Source organism: Zhongshania sp. (genome assembly GCF_041584495.1).
Taxonomy (GTDB): domain Bacteria; phylum Pseudomonadota; class Gammaproteobacteria; order Pseudomonadales; family Spongiibacteraceae; genus Spongiibacter.
In genome coordinates this window covers 1-15401 of record NZ_JBFHDY010000085.1, presented here as the reverse complement: position 1 = coordinate 15401, position 15401 = coordinate 1, and the positions used below count along the sequence as shown (strand labels likewise).

At 51.7% G+C, this 15401-nt stretch carries 11 protein-coding genes; 5 read left to right on the top strand and 6 right to left on the bottom strand.

Annotated features, from left to right (window positions below):
- From ABYP33_RS13270 to ABYP33_RS13255, 4 genes are all read right to left on the bottom strand, one after another.
- Positions 1-1844, bottom strand: a 1844-nt coding sequence (locus tag ABYP33_RS13270; RefSeq protein WP_373091517.1) for an acetyl/propionyl/methylcrotonyl-CoA carboxylase subunit alpha, incomplete at its 3' end; no start/stop codon positions are given.
- Positions 1845-1910: 66 nt separating this feature from the next.
- Positions 1911-3518, bottom strand: coding sequence for a carboxyl transferase domain-containing protein (locus ABYP33_RS13265; protein WP_373091516.1), 1608 nt, complete (start codon positions 3516-3518; stop codon positions 1911-1913).
- A gap of 51 nt (positions 3519-3569) precedes the next feature.
- Positions 3570-4739 (bottom strand): isovaleryl-CoA dehydrogenase, encoded by a 1170-nt coding sequence (locus tag ABYP33_RS13260; protein ID WP_373091515.1) that lies wholly within the window; start codon positions 4737-4739, stop codon positions 3570-3572.
- 42 nt (positions 4740-4781) lie between these two features.
- Positions 4782-5183, bottom strand: coding sequence for a MerR family DNA-binding transcriptional regulator (locus ABYP33_RS13255; RefSeq protein ID WP_373091514.1), 402 nt, complete (start codon positions 5181-5183; stop codon positions 4782-4784).
- 405 nt (positions 5184-5588) lie between these two features.
- On the opposite strand from ABYP33_RS13255, the gene ABYP33_RS13250 reads away from it, so the two are divergent.
- Positions 5589-5855, top strand: coding sequence for a hypothetical protein (locus tag ABYP33_RS13250; protein ID WP_373091512.1), 267 nt, complete (start codon positions 5589-5591; stop codon positions 5853-5855).
- Positions 5856-6135: 280 nt separating this feature from the next.
- On the opposite strand, the gene ABYP33_RS13245 is transcribed toward ABYP33_RS13250, so the two are convergent.
- Together ABYP33_RS13245 and ABYP33_RS13240 are read right to left on the bottom strand one after the other, a co-directional pair.
- Positions 6136-7797 (bottom strand): NAD(P)/FAD-dependent oxidoreductase, encoded by a 1662-nt coding sequence (locus tag ABYP33_RS13245; protein ID WP_373091511.1) that lies wholly within the window; start codon positions 7795-7797, stop codon positions 6136-6138.
- Between the two features lie 103 nt (positions 7798-7900).
- Positions 7901-9154, bottom strand: coding sequence for an NAD(P)/FAD-dependent oxidoreductase (locus ABYP33_RS13240; protein ID WP_373091510.1), 1254 nt, complete (start codon positions 9152-9154; stop codon positions 7901-7903).
- A 279-nt stretch (positions 9155-9433) separates the two neighbouring features.
- On the opposite strand from ABYP33_RS13240, the gene ABYP33_RS13235 reads away from it, so the two are divergent.
- The 4 genes from ABYP33_RS13235 (at position 9434) to ABYP33_RS13220 (ending at position 15215) form a co-directional block, all read left to right on the top strand.
- Positions 9434-11608, top strand: a complete 2175-nt coding sequence (locus ABYP33_RS13235; RefSeq protein WP_373091508.1) for a glutamine synthetase III — start codon at positions 9434-9436, stop codon at positions 11606-11608.
- A gap of 340 nt (positions 11609-11948) precedes the next feature.
- Positions 11949-13013, top strand: a complete 1065-nt coding sequence (locus tag ABYP33_RS13230) for a Rieske 2Fe-2S domain-containing protein (RefSeq protein ID WP_373091506.1) — start codon at positions 11949-11951, stop codon at positions 13011-13013.
- A 37-nt stretch (positions 13014-13050) separates the two neighbouring features.
- Positions 13051-13959 (top strand): VOC family protein, encoded by a 909-nt coding sequence (locus ABYP33_RS13225; protein ID WP_373091505.1) that lies wholly within the window; start codon positions 13051-13053, stop codon positions 13957-13959.
- Positions 13960-14030: 71 nt separating this feature from the next.
- Entirely contained in the window at positions 14031-15215 is a 1185-nt protein-coding gene (locus ABYP33_RS13220) for an acyl-CoA dehydrogenase family protein (protein ID WP_373091504.1), read from the top strand.
- Positions 15216-15401 lie beyond the last annotated feature (186 nt).

Below are 15401 nucleotides of genomic sequence, written 5' to 3'. Positions count from 1 at the left end.
TCGGTAGCCAAATGGCTGACTACGGTTCCGTTCATGGGCGCGACTAATTGATTTTCGGTGGCGTCGCCGCTGTTGTCGCCTAAGTCTGGACGTTTGATATTGAAGTGCACGGCGCGCTCAGCGCTGTACATGCTGTAGCCGCCATCGTGTTCAGACACGCTGACGCTCTGGCGGTGGCCGTTAATATCGGCCAGCAGCACTCGCCCCTGCAATTCACCGCTGACTGTAAATTCGGCGTCGCCGCTGCGAATCACAAAGCTGGCATCAGAATTTGATGATTGTGCGGTGGCGCTAAGGGCGATGACTTCGTCACCAAACTGCAGATCAAATCGATGCTGGGCAGGTTGGTTCAGGCGCCAGCTGTGGGCATTATTCCACGGCGAGTTGGCGTCGACGCTATTGCTGGCGCGCTCGGCAATGATTTGCTTTTGGCGCAGGATCAAATAGAGCGCCGCTAGGGGCAGCGTGTCGCCAAGTTGGCTGGCGGTGTTGCTGAACAAGCTGGCTTCGTGTTTACCAATAAAGCCGGTGTCGAAGTCGGCGTTGCAAAATGCGGGGTGGCTAATTAGGGTGTAGAGAAAATCGATATTGGTGGTGACCCCGTTTAGTCGATAGTCTTTTAATGCATTACTTAGCCGGCGCAGGGCTCGCTGACGATTGCTGCCCCAAACAATCAGCTTGGCGATCATTGGGTCATAAAAAACACTGACTTCGTCACCTTCAATAACACCAGTGTCGATGCGCACATGGGCAGATTCTGCGGGGGGTTCTAAAAAGTGCAGGGTGCCGGTTTGGGGTAAAAATTCATTTTCTGGATCTTCGGCGTAAATACGTACTTCAATGGCGTGGCCATTGATTTGCAATTCGTTTTGCTTAAGGGGCAGGGTGCCGCCAGCAGCAACGTGCAGCTGCCACTCAACCAGGTCGAGACTGGTGATCATTTCGGTGACTGGGTGTTCCACCTGTAGGCGGGTGTTCATTTCCATAAAGTAAAAACGGCCATCAACGTCGAGGAGAAACTCAACGGTGCCGGCGCCAATATAGTCAATGGCCTGTGCGGCGCGCACGGCGGCTTGTCCCATTTCCGCACGAAGGGTTTCGGTCATGCCCGGTGCGGGCGCTTCTTCTACCACTTTTTGGTGGCGGCGTTGAATAGAACAGTCGCGTTCGAACAAATACACCGCATTGCCGTGACTGTCACAGAACACTTGAATTTCAATATGACGGGGCTGGGTAAGGTATTTTTCGACCAGCATGGTGTCGTCGCCAAAGCCGTTCATGGCTTCGCGCTTGGCGGCGGCTAGGGCAGAGTCAAATTCTTCTGCGCTCCATACTTGGCGCATACCTTTACCACCGCCGCCTGCGGTTGCCTTGAGCAATACTGGGTAGCCCATATCGTTGGCGGCTGTGCGAATAATCTCGGGGTCTTGGTCGTCGCCATGGTAACCGGGCACCAGCGGTACACCGGCCTTTTCCATGATTTGCTTGGCGGCGGATTTCGAGCCCATGGCTTCAATCGCTGGCGCAGGCGGACCAATGAAGACGATATTCTCGGCGGCGCAGCGACGGCAAAAAACGGCGTTTTCGGACAAAAATCCGTAGCCGGGGTGAATAGCTTGGGCGCCAGTTTTTTTTGCGGCAGCAATAACTTTATCAATATCTAAATAGGAGTCCCGCGCTGCGGAACCACCAATGTGAATGGCTTCGTCGGCCATGCTCACGTGCAGGGCATTGCGGTCGGCGTCGCTGTACACCGCCACGGTGCGAATACCCATACGGCGGGCAGTTTTAATAACACGGCAGGCAATTTCGCCACGGTTAGCAATTAAAATTTTATCGAACATGTTTGCGTTTCCATTGTTTGGAATACGGAATATACGGTTGTGTCGCTTTTTGGTGTGGCAGTTAATTTACATTCTGAATACGCCAAATTTGCTGTCTTCAATTGGCTTGTTCAAACTGGCCGACAAGCTCAAACCCAATACCATGCGGGTGTCGGCGGGGTCGATCACGCCGTCGTCCCACAGTCGCGCCGAGGCGTAATAGGGGTGACCTTGCTTTTCATAGGCGTCGAGAATCGGCTGCTTAAAGGCTTTTTCATCCTCAACAGACCAGTTTTGATTGGCCCGTTCATACTGGTCGCGTTTTATTTGCGCCATTACCCCAGCCGCTTGTTCGCCGCCCATGACAGAAATACGGGCATTGGGCCACATAAACATAAAGCGCGGGTCGTAGGCGCGGCCACACATGCCGTAGTTGCCGGCGCCAAAGGAACCACCGATCAATACCGTGAGTTTGGGGACTTTGGCGCAGGCCACGGCCATGACCATTTTGGCGCCGTGCTTGGCAATACCGCCAGCTTCGTATTGCTGACCCACCATAAAGCCGGTGATATTTTGTAAAAAGATCAGGGGAATTTTGCGCTGGGCACACAGCTCAATAAAGTGCGCGCCTTTTTGGGCCGATTCAGAAAACAAAATACCGTTATTGGCGACGATGCCCACGGGATAGCCAAAAATGCGGGCGAAGCCGCAAATTAAGGTGGTGCCGTAGAGGGTCTTGAATTCGTCAAAATCAGAACCGTCGACAATGCGGGCGATAATTTCGCGAACGTCGTAGGGCTTGCGGCTGTCTTTGGGGATAATGCCGTAGATCTCGTCAGCTGGGTAGGCTGGCTCTTGGCTTGGGGCCACGTCTAATGACTGGGGCTTGCGATGGTTTAAACGCTTTACGGCGTTGCGTGCTAATTGCAGGGCGTGATGATCGTTTTGGGCGTAGTGGTCGGCAACGCCTGAGGTGCGGCAGTGGACATCGGCGCCGCCAAGATCTTCGGCACTCACGACTTCACCTGTTGCGGCTTTTACCAACGGCGGCCCAGCTAAGAAGATGGTGCCTTGTTCGCGGACAATAATCGATTCGTCAGCCATGGCTGGTATGTAGGCACCGCCGGCGGTGCAGCTGCCCATGACCACGGCAATTTGCGGAATGTCCATGGCGGACATATTGGCCTGGTTAAAGAAAAAGCGACCAAAGTGTTCTCGGTCCGGGAATACCTCGTCTTGGCGAGGTAGATTGCCACCACCGGAATCTACCAAGTATATACACGGTAAGTGGTTTTCTTGGGCAATGGTTTGTGCGCGCAGGTGTTTCTTTACGGTTAGCGGAAAATAGCTGCCGCCTTTTACGGTCGCGTCATTGGCGATAATCATGCATTCCTGACCGCAGATTCGACCGATGCCGGTGATGATGCCGGCGGCGGCGAGATCTTCTTCATACACCTCATAGGCAGCCAATTGCGACAGTTCCAAAAAGGGGGTGCCGACGTCCAGCAAGACGTTGATGCGCTCGCGAGGCAGTAGTTTGCCGCGCTCGGTGTGGCGGCGCTGAGATTTTTCGCCGCCACCGAAGGTGGTAGCGGCAACGACCCTTTTTAAGTCGTCGACCTGAGCTTGCATATGTGCTGCGTTTTCAGCAAAGCTGGGGTCGCGGCTATTGATATTGGATTTGAGTACAGTCATTTCCCTTGTGCCTTTTGTTCGCCGGGCGGTTATTCATTGTGCGTAATTGAATTAAACGGTTTCTTTAAATAATTCGCGGCCAATGAGCATGCGGCGAATTTCTGAGGTGCCTGCGCCAATTTCGTAGAGTTTGGCGTCGCGCAGTAAGCGGCCGGTGGGGAATTCATTGGTGTAGCCATTGCCGCCCAAGGTCTGAATAGCTTGCAGGGCCATTTGCGTGGCTTTTTCAGCGGAATAGAGAATAACGCCAGCGGCGTCTTTACGGCTGGCTTCGCCGCGATCGCAGGCTCGGGCTACCGCGTATAAATAGGCGCGGCTGGCATTGAGTTCGGTATACATATCAGCGAGTTTACCTTGCATTAGCTGGAATTCGCCGATGCTCTGACCGAACTGCTTGCGGTCGTGGAGATAGGGAACGACTACATCCATACAGGCTTGCATAATGCCGGTAGGGCCGCCGGACAAGACGGTGCGCTCAAAGTCGAGGCCACTCATTAATACCTTGACGCCTTCGCCTTCTTTACCGAGGATATTTTCGGCGGGCACTTTGCAATCTTCAAAGGCCAGTTCACAGGTATTGGAGCCGCGCATACCGAGTTTGTCGAGCTTTGGTGAGCGACTAAAACCGGGGTAGTCACGCTCTACGATAAATGCCGTCATGCCGCGCGGGCCGGCCTCCATATCTGTTTTGGCGTAGATAACATAGGTGTTGGCGTCGGGGCCGTTGGTGATCCACATCTTGTTGCCGTTAAGCACGTAGTGGTCGCCTTGTTTTTCGGCTTTGAGTTTCATGCTCACAACATCGGAGCCTGCATTTGGCTCAGACATGGCCAAGGCGCCGATGTGTTCACCAGAGCAGAGCTTGGGCAGGTATTTCTCTTTTTGAGCCTGATTGCCGTTTTTGTAAATCTGGTTTACGCAGAGATTGGAGTGGGCACCGTAGGATAACCCCACCGACGCTGAGGCGCGGCTGATTTCTTCCATGGCGATAACGTGGGCCAAATAGCCCATGTCGCTGCCACCAAACTCTTCGCTAACCGTAATGCCCAATAGCCCCATGTCGCCCATTTTGCGCCATAAGTCCTTGGGGAAGGCATTGTCATGGTCGATGCCCTCGGCGCGGGGCGCGATTTCCGCCTGGGCGAATTGGTAGGTGGCGTCGCGCAGCATGTCAATTTCTTCGCCAAGGCCAAAATTCAATGTGGGGTAGGAGTTGCTCATAAGTAGGGTGCCCTTTAATTGAGTATCTTATGTATAGCTGACTTAGCCAGTTTTACTTTGTGTGTTTTGCATCTCTGCGAGTGCCTGAACGCACCGCTCTTCGGCGTCGTCCAGTTCGGCGAGCATTGCTTCGACGTCGCGCAATTGCTCTTTAAGCAGAACTTGGCGTTCTCGAATCTTATAGATGAGTTTGATGAGCTGGGGGCTGTTGTCGTGTTCGGGCTGGTACATCTCAATAATGTCTTTGCTGTCTTCCAGCGATAAGCCCAGGCGCTTACCCCGAATAATCAGCTTGAGCTTAATCCGGTCCGCGGCGCTGTAAATTCGGGTTTGGCCCCGACGTTCAGGGTTGATTAGGCCTTTTTCTTCGTAGAAGCGAATGGTGCGAGTGCTTACGTCAAAGTCCGAGGCCAAATCAGAAATGCTATAAGTCTGTTGGGGCATAAATTAGTTGGCTTTGTGGTTGCTGTTGGCCAACTTTACTTCTGGTTTACGTTGACGTCAACTGTATTGGTCTTTTGCTATGATTTCATTCAAGAAACAATTAATGGCTGCAAGCGCATGCCTCGCTGAGCAGTGGTGCATGTCCACAGTTTGGCACTTCAATAAACTGCATGCCTGGTTTCTGATCTCGCATTTTGGCAACACAGTCCGAACTTAAAATATCGGATAATGCGTCGCGAATATCATGTCACCTCAGATCACACCGTTTAGTGGCGGTGACAAGATAATTGCCTTAGAAATGCGCTATACTGGTTGATCCAACGCCCGTTTTATTGATAACAGAGTTAATCAGCTCACAAGGGTGGACACTTTGTCGCATATTAACTTTGTAAGGATCCTATTGTAATGCAAGATAAAATCATCCTAATACTTGATTATCTGAACGAAAATCAGACCCGTTGCAGCAATAGTGCAGCAGCAAAAGCATTAGGTATTACCGCCCCTGAGCTAAAGAAGCTGTTGGGTGCTCGCAGACCTGAAACCTCTTGGCTCGTTAATGCTGGAACAGGCGAGCCTGCAGGTTATTCTGATGAAGAAAAACACGATGAGCTTTACCGTGTTAGCCGCATTATTAAATCTGCAGAAGTGCTGACACGGAATTTAGATTTATAAAAAGAGCGTCGCTAGGGCCTTTCACGGCAGCTACAGCTCGCAGTGGCCCGTGATGGCTTTAGAGAAAAATTTGAAATCGTCAAGCTGCTTGGTGCAAATGGTGTAGGCAATATCCGCTGTAATCTGCTCAGCACGCTCAAGTATTTCTGCCGCACTACGCCGCAGAGATGGACTCCTGTCTTCGCAGGAGAGACGGTATTATCAGGCTCGGAACCCACTTGTGAGTCATTGCTGAGTATTGTACGGTGATCGCATCTGCCTGTGCTATTAACAGATCAGACTAGCGCCCGTCTGGGATAGCTATATCTAAGCCCAGCAAATCAATCGCGACTGCTTCCGCAACCTTGATGCCGTCGATCCCCGCCGACAAAATTCCCCCTGCATAACCTGCGCCTTCACCAGCAGGGTAGAGGCCTTTGGTGTTGATGTTTTGGTAGTCGCGGCCGCGTTTAATACAGATCGGTGAGGAAGTGCGGGTTTCAATGCCGGTGAGCATCGCGTCGTTCATGGCAAACCCCTTGATCTGTTTGTCAAAGGCGGGGATGGCTTCGCGAATCGCGGTATTGGCAAAATCGGGCAGGGCGAGGCTTAAATCGCCAAGGCTCACACCGGGCTTGTAGGACGGAATGACTTTACCCAATTCGGTAGAGGGCGTGTTGCGCAGATAATCGCCCACCCGTTGAGCGGGCGCATTATAGTTTTTGCCGCCCAATTGAAAGGCCAAGCTTTCGAGCTGGCGCTGTAGGTCGATACCCGCTAGCACATGCTCGGGATAGTCTTTGTCAGGTTCAATCCCCACCACAATCGCAGAATTGGCATTGCGTTCGTTGCGGGAGTATTGCGACATGCCGTTCGTAACCACGCGGCCTTCTTCTGATGTGGCGGCAACTACGGTGCCTCCGGGGCACATACAAAAGCTGTAGACGCTGCGGCCATTTTTGCAGTGATGAACCAACTTGTAATCGGCGGCCCCAAGTATTGGGTTGCCAGCGTTGTTGCCAAAGCGGGCGGCGTCGATTACCGATTGCGGGTGTTCAATACGAAAGCCTATGGAGAAAGGCTTGGCTTCAAGGTAAACCCCTTGCGCTAAAAGCATTTCAAAGGTGTCGCGGGCGCTGTGACCCACCGCCAAAATAATATGGCGGCTGGGGAGGTGACTGCCGTCGGCAAGCGTGACGCCGGTGACTTGGCCTAACTCGCCATCGCCTGTTTCGCGATGTAGGGCCTCTACCTTGCTATTAAAGCGAATGTCGCCGCCGAGGCGGGTGATCTCGGTGCGGATATTCTCCACCATTTTGACGAGCTTGAAGGTGCCAATATGGGGTTTGCTGACCATCAGGATTTCTGCTGGCGCGCCAGCTTTAACAAACTCGGTCATCACCTTGCGACCGAGAAAGCGACGATCTTTAACTTGGCTATAAAGCTTGCCGTCAGAGAAGGTGCCAGCGCCGCCCTCGCCGTATTGCACATTTGATTCGGTGTTGAGTTTGCGCTCCCGCCACAGCCCCCACGTGTCTTTAGTGCGCTGTCGAACGTCTTGGCCGCGATCTAATACAATCGGTTTTAAGCCCATTTGTGCTAAGACTAACGCCGCTAAAATTCCGCAGGGGCCAAAGCCAACCACAATAGGTCGCTGTTGTTCGGGGCTAGGAAAGTTGCTAGGGGCATGACCCACAAAGTGATACTGGGTGTCGGGGCTGGGCCCAATGAAGGACTTACCGGAAAACTGCGTTAACACGCGTTGCTCGGCGGCCGGGCTAAGTTCAATGTCTAATAAATAGATAAGTAGGATGCTGTGCTTTTTTCTGGCGTCGTAGCTGCGCTTGAATATATGGAGGCTGAGTAGTTCATGTTCCGCCACGGCCAGCTTATTGAGTACAGCGCTGCGGAGTTCGGTGTCATTGTGCTGTAGGGGCAGTTTGATGTCGGTGAGTCTGAGCATGAACGCAGTGTATTTCCGGTTTTGTCTTTAAGCGCGGGATTTTATCACGATTGTGGGTTTGACGTGCTTGACCAATGGCTCAAGCTTAATTACGTGCAATGAATTAACAAACGAGGCCAGCGCTATACCCTGATGACCATGCCCACTGGAAGTTGAAACCACCCAAATGGCCGGTCACGTCCAAGACCTCACCGATAAAATACAGGCCAGCTTGGGATTTTACTTCCATGGTTTTGGAGCTGATCGCCGCTGTATCTACGCCGCCGCGGGTGACTTCGGCGGTGCGATAGCCTTCTGTTGCCGAGGGCTTGAGCCGCCAAGCGTGAAGTTTTTCGGCAATGGCTGAAAGTTGTTTGTCGCTGTAGCCGGCGAGAGCCTGGTCGGCGCTATCAGCCCACCAGAGGGTTTGCAGTTCTGTTACCAAGCTTTTAGATAGCTTTTGTGCAAGCACCGTGCGCAATAAGCTTTTACCTTGATGCTGCTTTGCGCTGAGCAGCCATTCTACGGCGGTGATACTGGGCAGTAGATCGATGACTATTTCGTTGCCGGGGTGCCAGTAATTAGAGATCTGCAGTATCGCTGGGCCACTGATGCCGCGGTGGGTAAAGAGCAGATTTTCGGTGAAACTACGCTGATTACAGCTCACCTCAACTTCTAGCGCGAGCCCCGAAAGGCGCTCACATAGCGGCTTCATTGCATCGCTGAACATAAAGGGCACCAAGCCTGCTTGGCGTTCAGTGAGGGCAATGCCGAATTGATTCGCGATGTCGTAGCCTAAACCACTGCCGCCGAGGCTGGGGATGGAAAGCGCGCCGGTGGCGACGACAAGTGAGTGACACTCGAACTTTAATGGCGCTTGGCCTTGGTGTAGGGCGATTTGATAACGGCTGCGTCGGTCTTCGGGCTGATGCTGGTCGGAGTGGGCGCGTTCGGGCAGTGGCGATATTTTATCGATGCTGCAGTGACTGCGGATTTCTGCGCCAGCATGAGCGCATTCATCCAATAGCATATTAAGGATGTCTTTGGCGGAATTGAGGCAAAATAATTGGCTGTGCTTGCGCTCTTCATAGGGGATGCCGTACCGCTCGACCATGCTGATAAAGTCCCACTGGGTGTAGCGGGTAAGTGCGGCCTTGCAAAAGTGGGGGTTGGCAGAGATAAAATTGTCGGCTTCTACAAAGTGGTTGGTGAAATTGCAGCGTCCGCCGCCGGACATCAGGATTTTTTTGCCGACTTTATTTGCTTTTTCTAAGACTAATACTCGTCGGCCACGCTGGGCAGCCGTCAATGCACACATTAAGCCCGATGCGCCTGCGCCAAGAATGATCACGTCGAAGTGGTTGGAGGCAAATTGCACGGCAGCGGCGTCACTTTATATAGAGGGTATTTTGGCGCGCAGTATAGCGGGAAATAAGGCAGCGGGCATAGCTGTGGCCTAGGCTGCTATTGCCTGGCTAGTATTTGCGGCCACTGGCGCTATACTGCGCCAGCCTATTAAGTTTTTATCAATTTAGTCGGAATTGCGCTAAGCTGGTGCAATTATTGCTAGCAAAACGGCAGTCATTTAAGTTTCTGAATCTCAGTCAGCTCAAGTGATACCCATTACTTAAATATTCTATAAGGCGAGGTCACCTTAATGAGTCGCAATCAAGCGCGCGTTCAAGCTATTTCCCAGATTACTAATCGTACGCCTCAAGCCGTTACGATGCCTGAGCCACTCAGTAAAATCTGGGCAAGCGATGTTTTCAATCTTGCAAAGATGGAGCAGTGTCTTTCTAAGAATGCTTTTAAAGCAGTGAAAAAAACCGTGCAAACCGGCGCACCGCTTGATGCGGCGACGGCAGATGTGGTTGCCGCAGCTATGAAAGACTGGGCGATTGGCAAAGGTGTTAAGTTTTTCTCGCATATTTTTTACCCCATGACCAATGCCACGGCTGAAAAGCACGACGGCTTTATTATTACTAACTCTGAAGGTCATGCGATCACCGAGTTTACTGGCAGCTTGTTAATTAAGGGTGAGCCTGACGGCTCCTCTTTCCCAAACGGCAGCTTGCGGATGACCAATGCGGCGCGTGGTTACACAGCGTGGGATCCAACGAGCCCAGCGTATATCATGCACACTGAAAATGGCTCTACCTTGATGATTCCAAGCGTATTTATGAGCTGGACCGGTGAAGCATTAGACAAGAAAATCCCGTTGCTTCGCTCTAACTCGGCCTTGGATAAAGCCGGTCAGCGCGTGTTGGCGCTGATGGGCGAAACGGAAATCGCTACCTTGAACTCCAGCTGTGGTGCTGAGCAGGAATACTTTCTGATTGACGCTAACTTCGCCGCTAGTCGCCCTGATCTGAGCATGGCAGGCCGCACCTTATTTGGCGCTTCACCTGCAAAAGGTCAGCAGTTTGACGACCACTATTTCGGTGCAATCCCTGAGCGTGTACAGGTTTTCATGCAGGACTTGGAAGACAAGCTGTATAAGCTGGGTATTCCGGCAAAAACCCACCATAACGAGGTGGCACCGGGTCAGTTTGAAATCGCGCCCTATTATGAGGCGGCGAACATCGCCTCTGATCATCAACAAATGCTGATGACCCTGTTAAAACTGACTGCTAAGCGTCATGGCTTTGTATGTTTGCTGCACGAAAAGCCTTTTGCTGGCGTAAACGGCTCAGGTAAGCACGTAAACTGGTCGGTTGGTAACGCAACTCAGGGTAATTTGCTGGATCCGGGCAGCACGCCGCACGACAATATTAACTTTCTGCTCTTTTGTGGTGCAGTAATTCGCGGGGTGCACCTTTATGGACCTCTTTTGCGTGCTGTTATCGCTTCTGCGTCGAACGATCACCGTTTGGGTGCCAACGAAGCACCTCCAGCGATTCTTTCTGTTTATTTGGGTGACCAGCTTGAACGTGTTTTTAATGACATCAAAGAAGGTAAGTTACTGAAGTCAGAAGTGGGTGGCCTTATGGATCTGGGTTTGAGTCAGATTCTGAAGTTCGAGCGCGATCCTGGTGACCGTAATCGCACCTCGCCATTCGCTTTCACAGGTAACCGTTTTGAGTTCCGCGCAGTGGGATCTTCTGCCTCAGTTTCTGGCCCCTTGGTTGCCATGAATACCGTGCTGGCTGATTCATTGAACTGGATTGCGGATCAGTTAGAGGCTGAATTAGCCGCTGGTACCAATGTCGCTGAAGCGGCGATCAAGGTACTTAAGGTGCTGATGGAAAAACACAGCAATGTTGTTTTCGGTGGCGACGGCTACTCTGCTGAGTGGCACCGCGTTGCAGTAGAAGATCGTGGCTTGAAAAATCTGCCAACAACGGCTGATGCGCTACCGTACTTGCGTGACGAGGCGATTGTTAAGCTGTTTTCAAGCACCGGTGTATTCACGCCTGTTGAGTTAGAAAGCCGCTTCGAAGTTTACTCTGAGCAGTACCTGCTAGCGATCGAGGTAGAAGGTAAGCTAGTGGTTGATATGGCCACAACGAGTATTTACCCTGCGGCTGTTGAGTACCTATCGCAGCTGACGACCACTAGCACTGCAATGTCGTCTTTGGGTATTAAACTAGATAACAGTGTGGCGACCGCAGTAGCGAATGAAGCCAATGCCATGATGGCTGCAGTAGCTACGTTGAATGCCGCTTTGGCTGTTCATGACTTTGACTCAACTGAGGCACATATGCAGTATGCGGCGGGCACGTTGCGCAGCTTAATGTTAGAAGTGCGCGGTCATGCTGACGCCCTTGAGGGTCTTGTTGCGGACGATCTTTGGCCGCTGCCTAAATATGCCGAAATGCTGTTTATGAGATAAGTGTTTCCGTCACTGCGGTGGCGGTTTTACACTGATAAAAAGCCCTCGTATGAGGGCTTTTTTGTATCTGGCGTTTGGGCCACTTTACTTTAAGAATTTAGGTGTGCGAATAAAGTGTCGCAGAGTATGCGCGCATTTGTCGCGGTTTGAGCCTTTTTGCCGAGCGCCGCTAAACACTTGTATTTAGCGGCGATTTATTATGAAAATAATTATAAAAAACAGATGATTACAGTGAATTCTCAGGTCGTCTAAACGGAGGATGGTGCGGCGTGGGGGCATGTGTGAGAATTTTTCACCGTGCTAAGTCCATTGCGATCAGAGTTTAATCAGGAGAATTACCATGAGTCAGCCAGCGTCAGTGTCGCGTCAGCCGCATATTATTGAAGCGGCAGAATTACCTGACCGCTATGCGCGTGGCTGGTATTGCCTCGGCTTGGCCAGTGAATATACCAGCACACCCGTTAAGCTCAACTATTTTGGCACACGCTTGGTTGCTTATCGCGGTGAAGATGGCGAAATGCATGTGCTAGACGGTTATTGCCCGCATATGGGAGCCGACCTGAGCGAAGGTTGTGTCGAGGGTAACTCGATCCGCTGCCCATTCCACGCCTGGCGCTGGGGCCCTGACGGTGTCTGTGATGATATTCCCTACGCTAAGCGTATACCGGCCAAGGCCGTGATTCGCTCATACCCCACCTTGGAAGAAAATCACTTGCTGTTTATGTGGTTTGATCCTGAAGGGAGTCCGCCGATAGAAGAGCAGCGCCCGCCGCGTATCGATGACATATTCAGTGATGAGTGGACAATTTGGCAAATGGATGTGATGAGCATCAATACCAATGCGCGTGAGCTGATTGATAATATGGCTGACGTCGCCCATTTTGGCCCCATACATGGCGCGCCAATTAAAGAGTTCAAAAATATTGTTTACAAGCACACCTACTGCCAGCAGTTAACCGGCGGTTCTGAGTTGCTAGCTGAAGATGGTGAGTTGCAGTCAGAGGCGACTTACCACGGTCCCGCGTATATGAACACGTATATGACAGGGCAGGTCGAGGGCATGGAGGTCGCGTCACGTTTGCTAGTAACGCATGTGCCAATTGATCTTAATAGTTTTGATTTGCGGTTTGGAGTTGCCGTGAAGAAAATTGCGGGCATGAGCGACGAACAAAATAATGACGTGGCGCGCCAGTATACTGAGCAAAATCGCACGGCCTTCTTTCAAGATGTACATATATGGCATACCAAAACGCGAGTCGACAATCCGGTGCTCTGTGATGGTGATGGCCCGATAAACCGCCTACGTCAGTGGTATCAACAGTTTTACGTTAATGTTGCTGACGTGCCGGAAGTATTTGCCGAGCGGCGTGAATATGTGGTGGATTACGCGCTGCGCAATACGTAAACAGCGTGGCTCGCCAGCTTTGATAATAAGGGAATAAATGATGGATGTTCGCAGCTTAGGTTATGTTGTTATTGAATCGACTGATCCCTCGGAGTGGCAGGATTACGGTACAAATATACTGGGATTGATGAACGTGCCGAGTGACGACGGTAGCGTCTACCTTAAGATGGATCAGCGGCCTTATCGCTTTGCCATAGTGAAAGCGGAGCAAAATCGCCTTCGTTACTGTGGTTGGGAATTAGCCGACGAAGCGGGTTTTAAACAAGCAAAGGAAGAATTGCAGGCCGCGGGCATTGATTTCACTGAAGGATCTGCCGCCCGTGCTAAATCGCGTCGCGTGCGTGGCTTAATTCAGTTGCAAGACCCCTCCGGCAACGAGCTAGAGTTGTATTGGGGTGCTGAGCTGGATTACGGTAAGTTTATTTCGCCCCGGGGGATCTCTGGCTTTGAAACCGGATTTAACGGTGATATGGGTTTTGGTCATGCCGTATTGCCAGCGTCCAAGCTTGCTGAGACCCACGCTTTCTACACCGATGTTTTGGGTTTTGGCGACAGCGATTACATGCATTTTCACTTTTCGCCTGATCCCAATGACCCGGGTCAAGGCTTGAATTTTATGCATGTTAATAATCCGCGTCACCATAGTTTAGCGCTATATGAAGATGCGGTGAACCCGGTTGCTTGTGTGCATTTAATGCTGGAAGTTACTGACGTAGACGAAGTTGGTTATTGTCTCGATCGCGTTCATGCAGCGGGTATCCCGATAGTGTCTAGCTTAGGCCGACACACCAACGACAATATGCTGTCCTTTTATATGGCGACGCCTGCTGGGTTTGCAATGGAATTCGGCACCGACGGTCTGCAAATGAATTGGGAAGGTTTTACCCCAACGGTAACGAGCTTGCCGAGTTTGTGGGGCCACAAATTTAATATGCCCGACGCGTAAACTACGAGTATTAAGGCCTAGCGAAAGCCGCACCCTATGGTGCAATTGAAGATAATGACAGGAGATACAGTATGGGCGAAGCGCAAGCTAAAAACGCAGCCAAGAGCTCAATTGTTGCCGAGATGATGGCTGCTATAACGGCGATGCAACCGCGTTTGCGCGAGCGCGCGGCAGAGACTAAAGCGTTGCGCAAAGTGCCGCAGGCTTCAATTGATGAATTGCAGCAACTCGGCTTTTTCTTGGCTTTACAGCCAAAGCGTTACGGCGGTTTAGAATTGTCTCCCCAAGATTTTTTCCGTATGCAAATCGCGCTCGCAGAAGCCTGTATGTCGACGGCTTGGGCCAGCGGTATTATCGCGGTGCACGCGTTTCAAATAGCGGTGATGGATGATCGTGCCCAGCAAGCTATTTGGGGCGATAATATTCATACACGCGTTTCATCGTCTTATGCGCCAATGGGTAAGGTCGCTGTTGTCGACGGCGGCTTTAAACTGAGTGGCCGCTGGGGTTGGTCTAGTGGTAGCGATCACTGCACATGGGTGCTATTGGGCGCGATAATTCCTGGCGACGGTTACCGCACATTCCTTGTTCCCAAGGGGGATTATCAGATCATTGATACCTGGCGGTCGATGGGCTTAGAGGGTACGGGCAGTAATGACATAGAGGTGAAAGATGCCTTTGTTCCTGATTATATGACCCACAAACAGAGCGACGGCTTTGCCTGTACGAATCCAGGACAGGCGGTAAACACAGCGCCTTTATATCAATTACCGTGGGCTCAAACCTTTATTCGCGTGGTTTGCACGCCAGCGATTGGCGCGTGTAAGGCCGCGGTTGAGCTGTATAAGCATGCGGTACTAAACAAGGCCAGCGGCGACCCAACTAAGCTCGCCGGTGATACTCAGGTGCAAGAGCGTATTGCTGCGGCGGTGAATGGCATCGACGAAATGGAAGCGCTGTTATTCCGCAACTTCGATGCCATGATGGCTTTAGTAGAAGCTGGGCAGCCGGTGCCAGTGGAAGATCGAGTGCGCTACCGCTACCACGCCTCTTTAGTGATTAGTAAAAGTATTGCGATTGTCGATTCCCTGTTTGAAGTAGCTGGCGGCCAGTCAGTATTTCTAGGCAGCGAGATTCAGCAGCGATTTTTAGATATCCACACAGCTAGAGCGCATGTTGCCAATAACCCCACCAGCTTTGCGCGTAATTTAGGCGGCGTTGATTTGGGCATGGATAACGGCGATTACTTCATTTAAGCCTGATGTGAGTTAGTTCTGAAACCCGGCAGTGCCGGGTTTTTTATGTGTGCGCCAGGCATGGCGCGTAGCGCCGTGACGGGCGCTGTTCCAAACCGCGTGGTGGCGATTGGATGACTTGGTGGTGAGAGTCCACTATCGGCCCGGCAAGGGGAACGATTAGCCGAACGGCAAGGGTGTCCATTG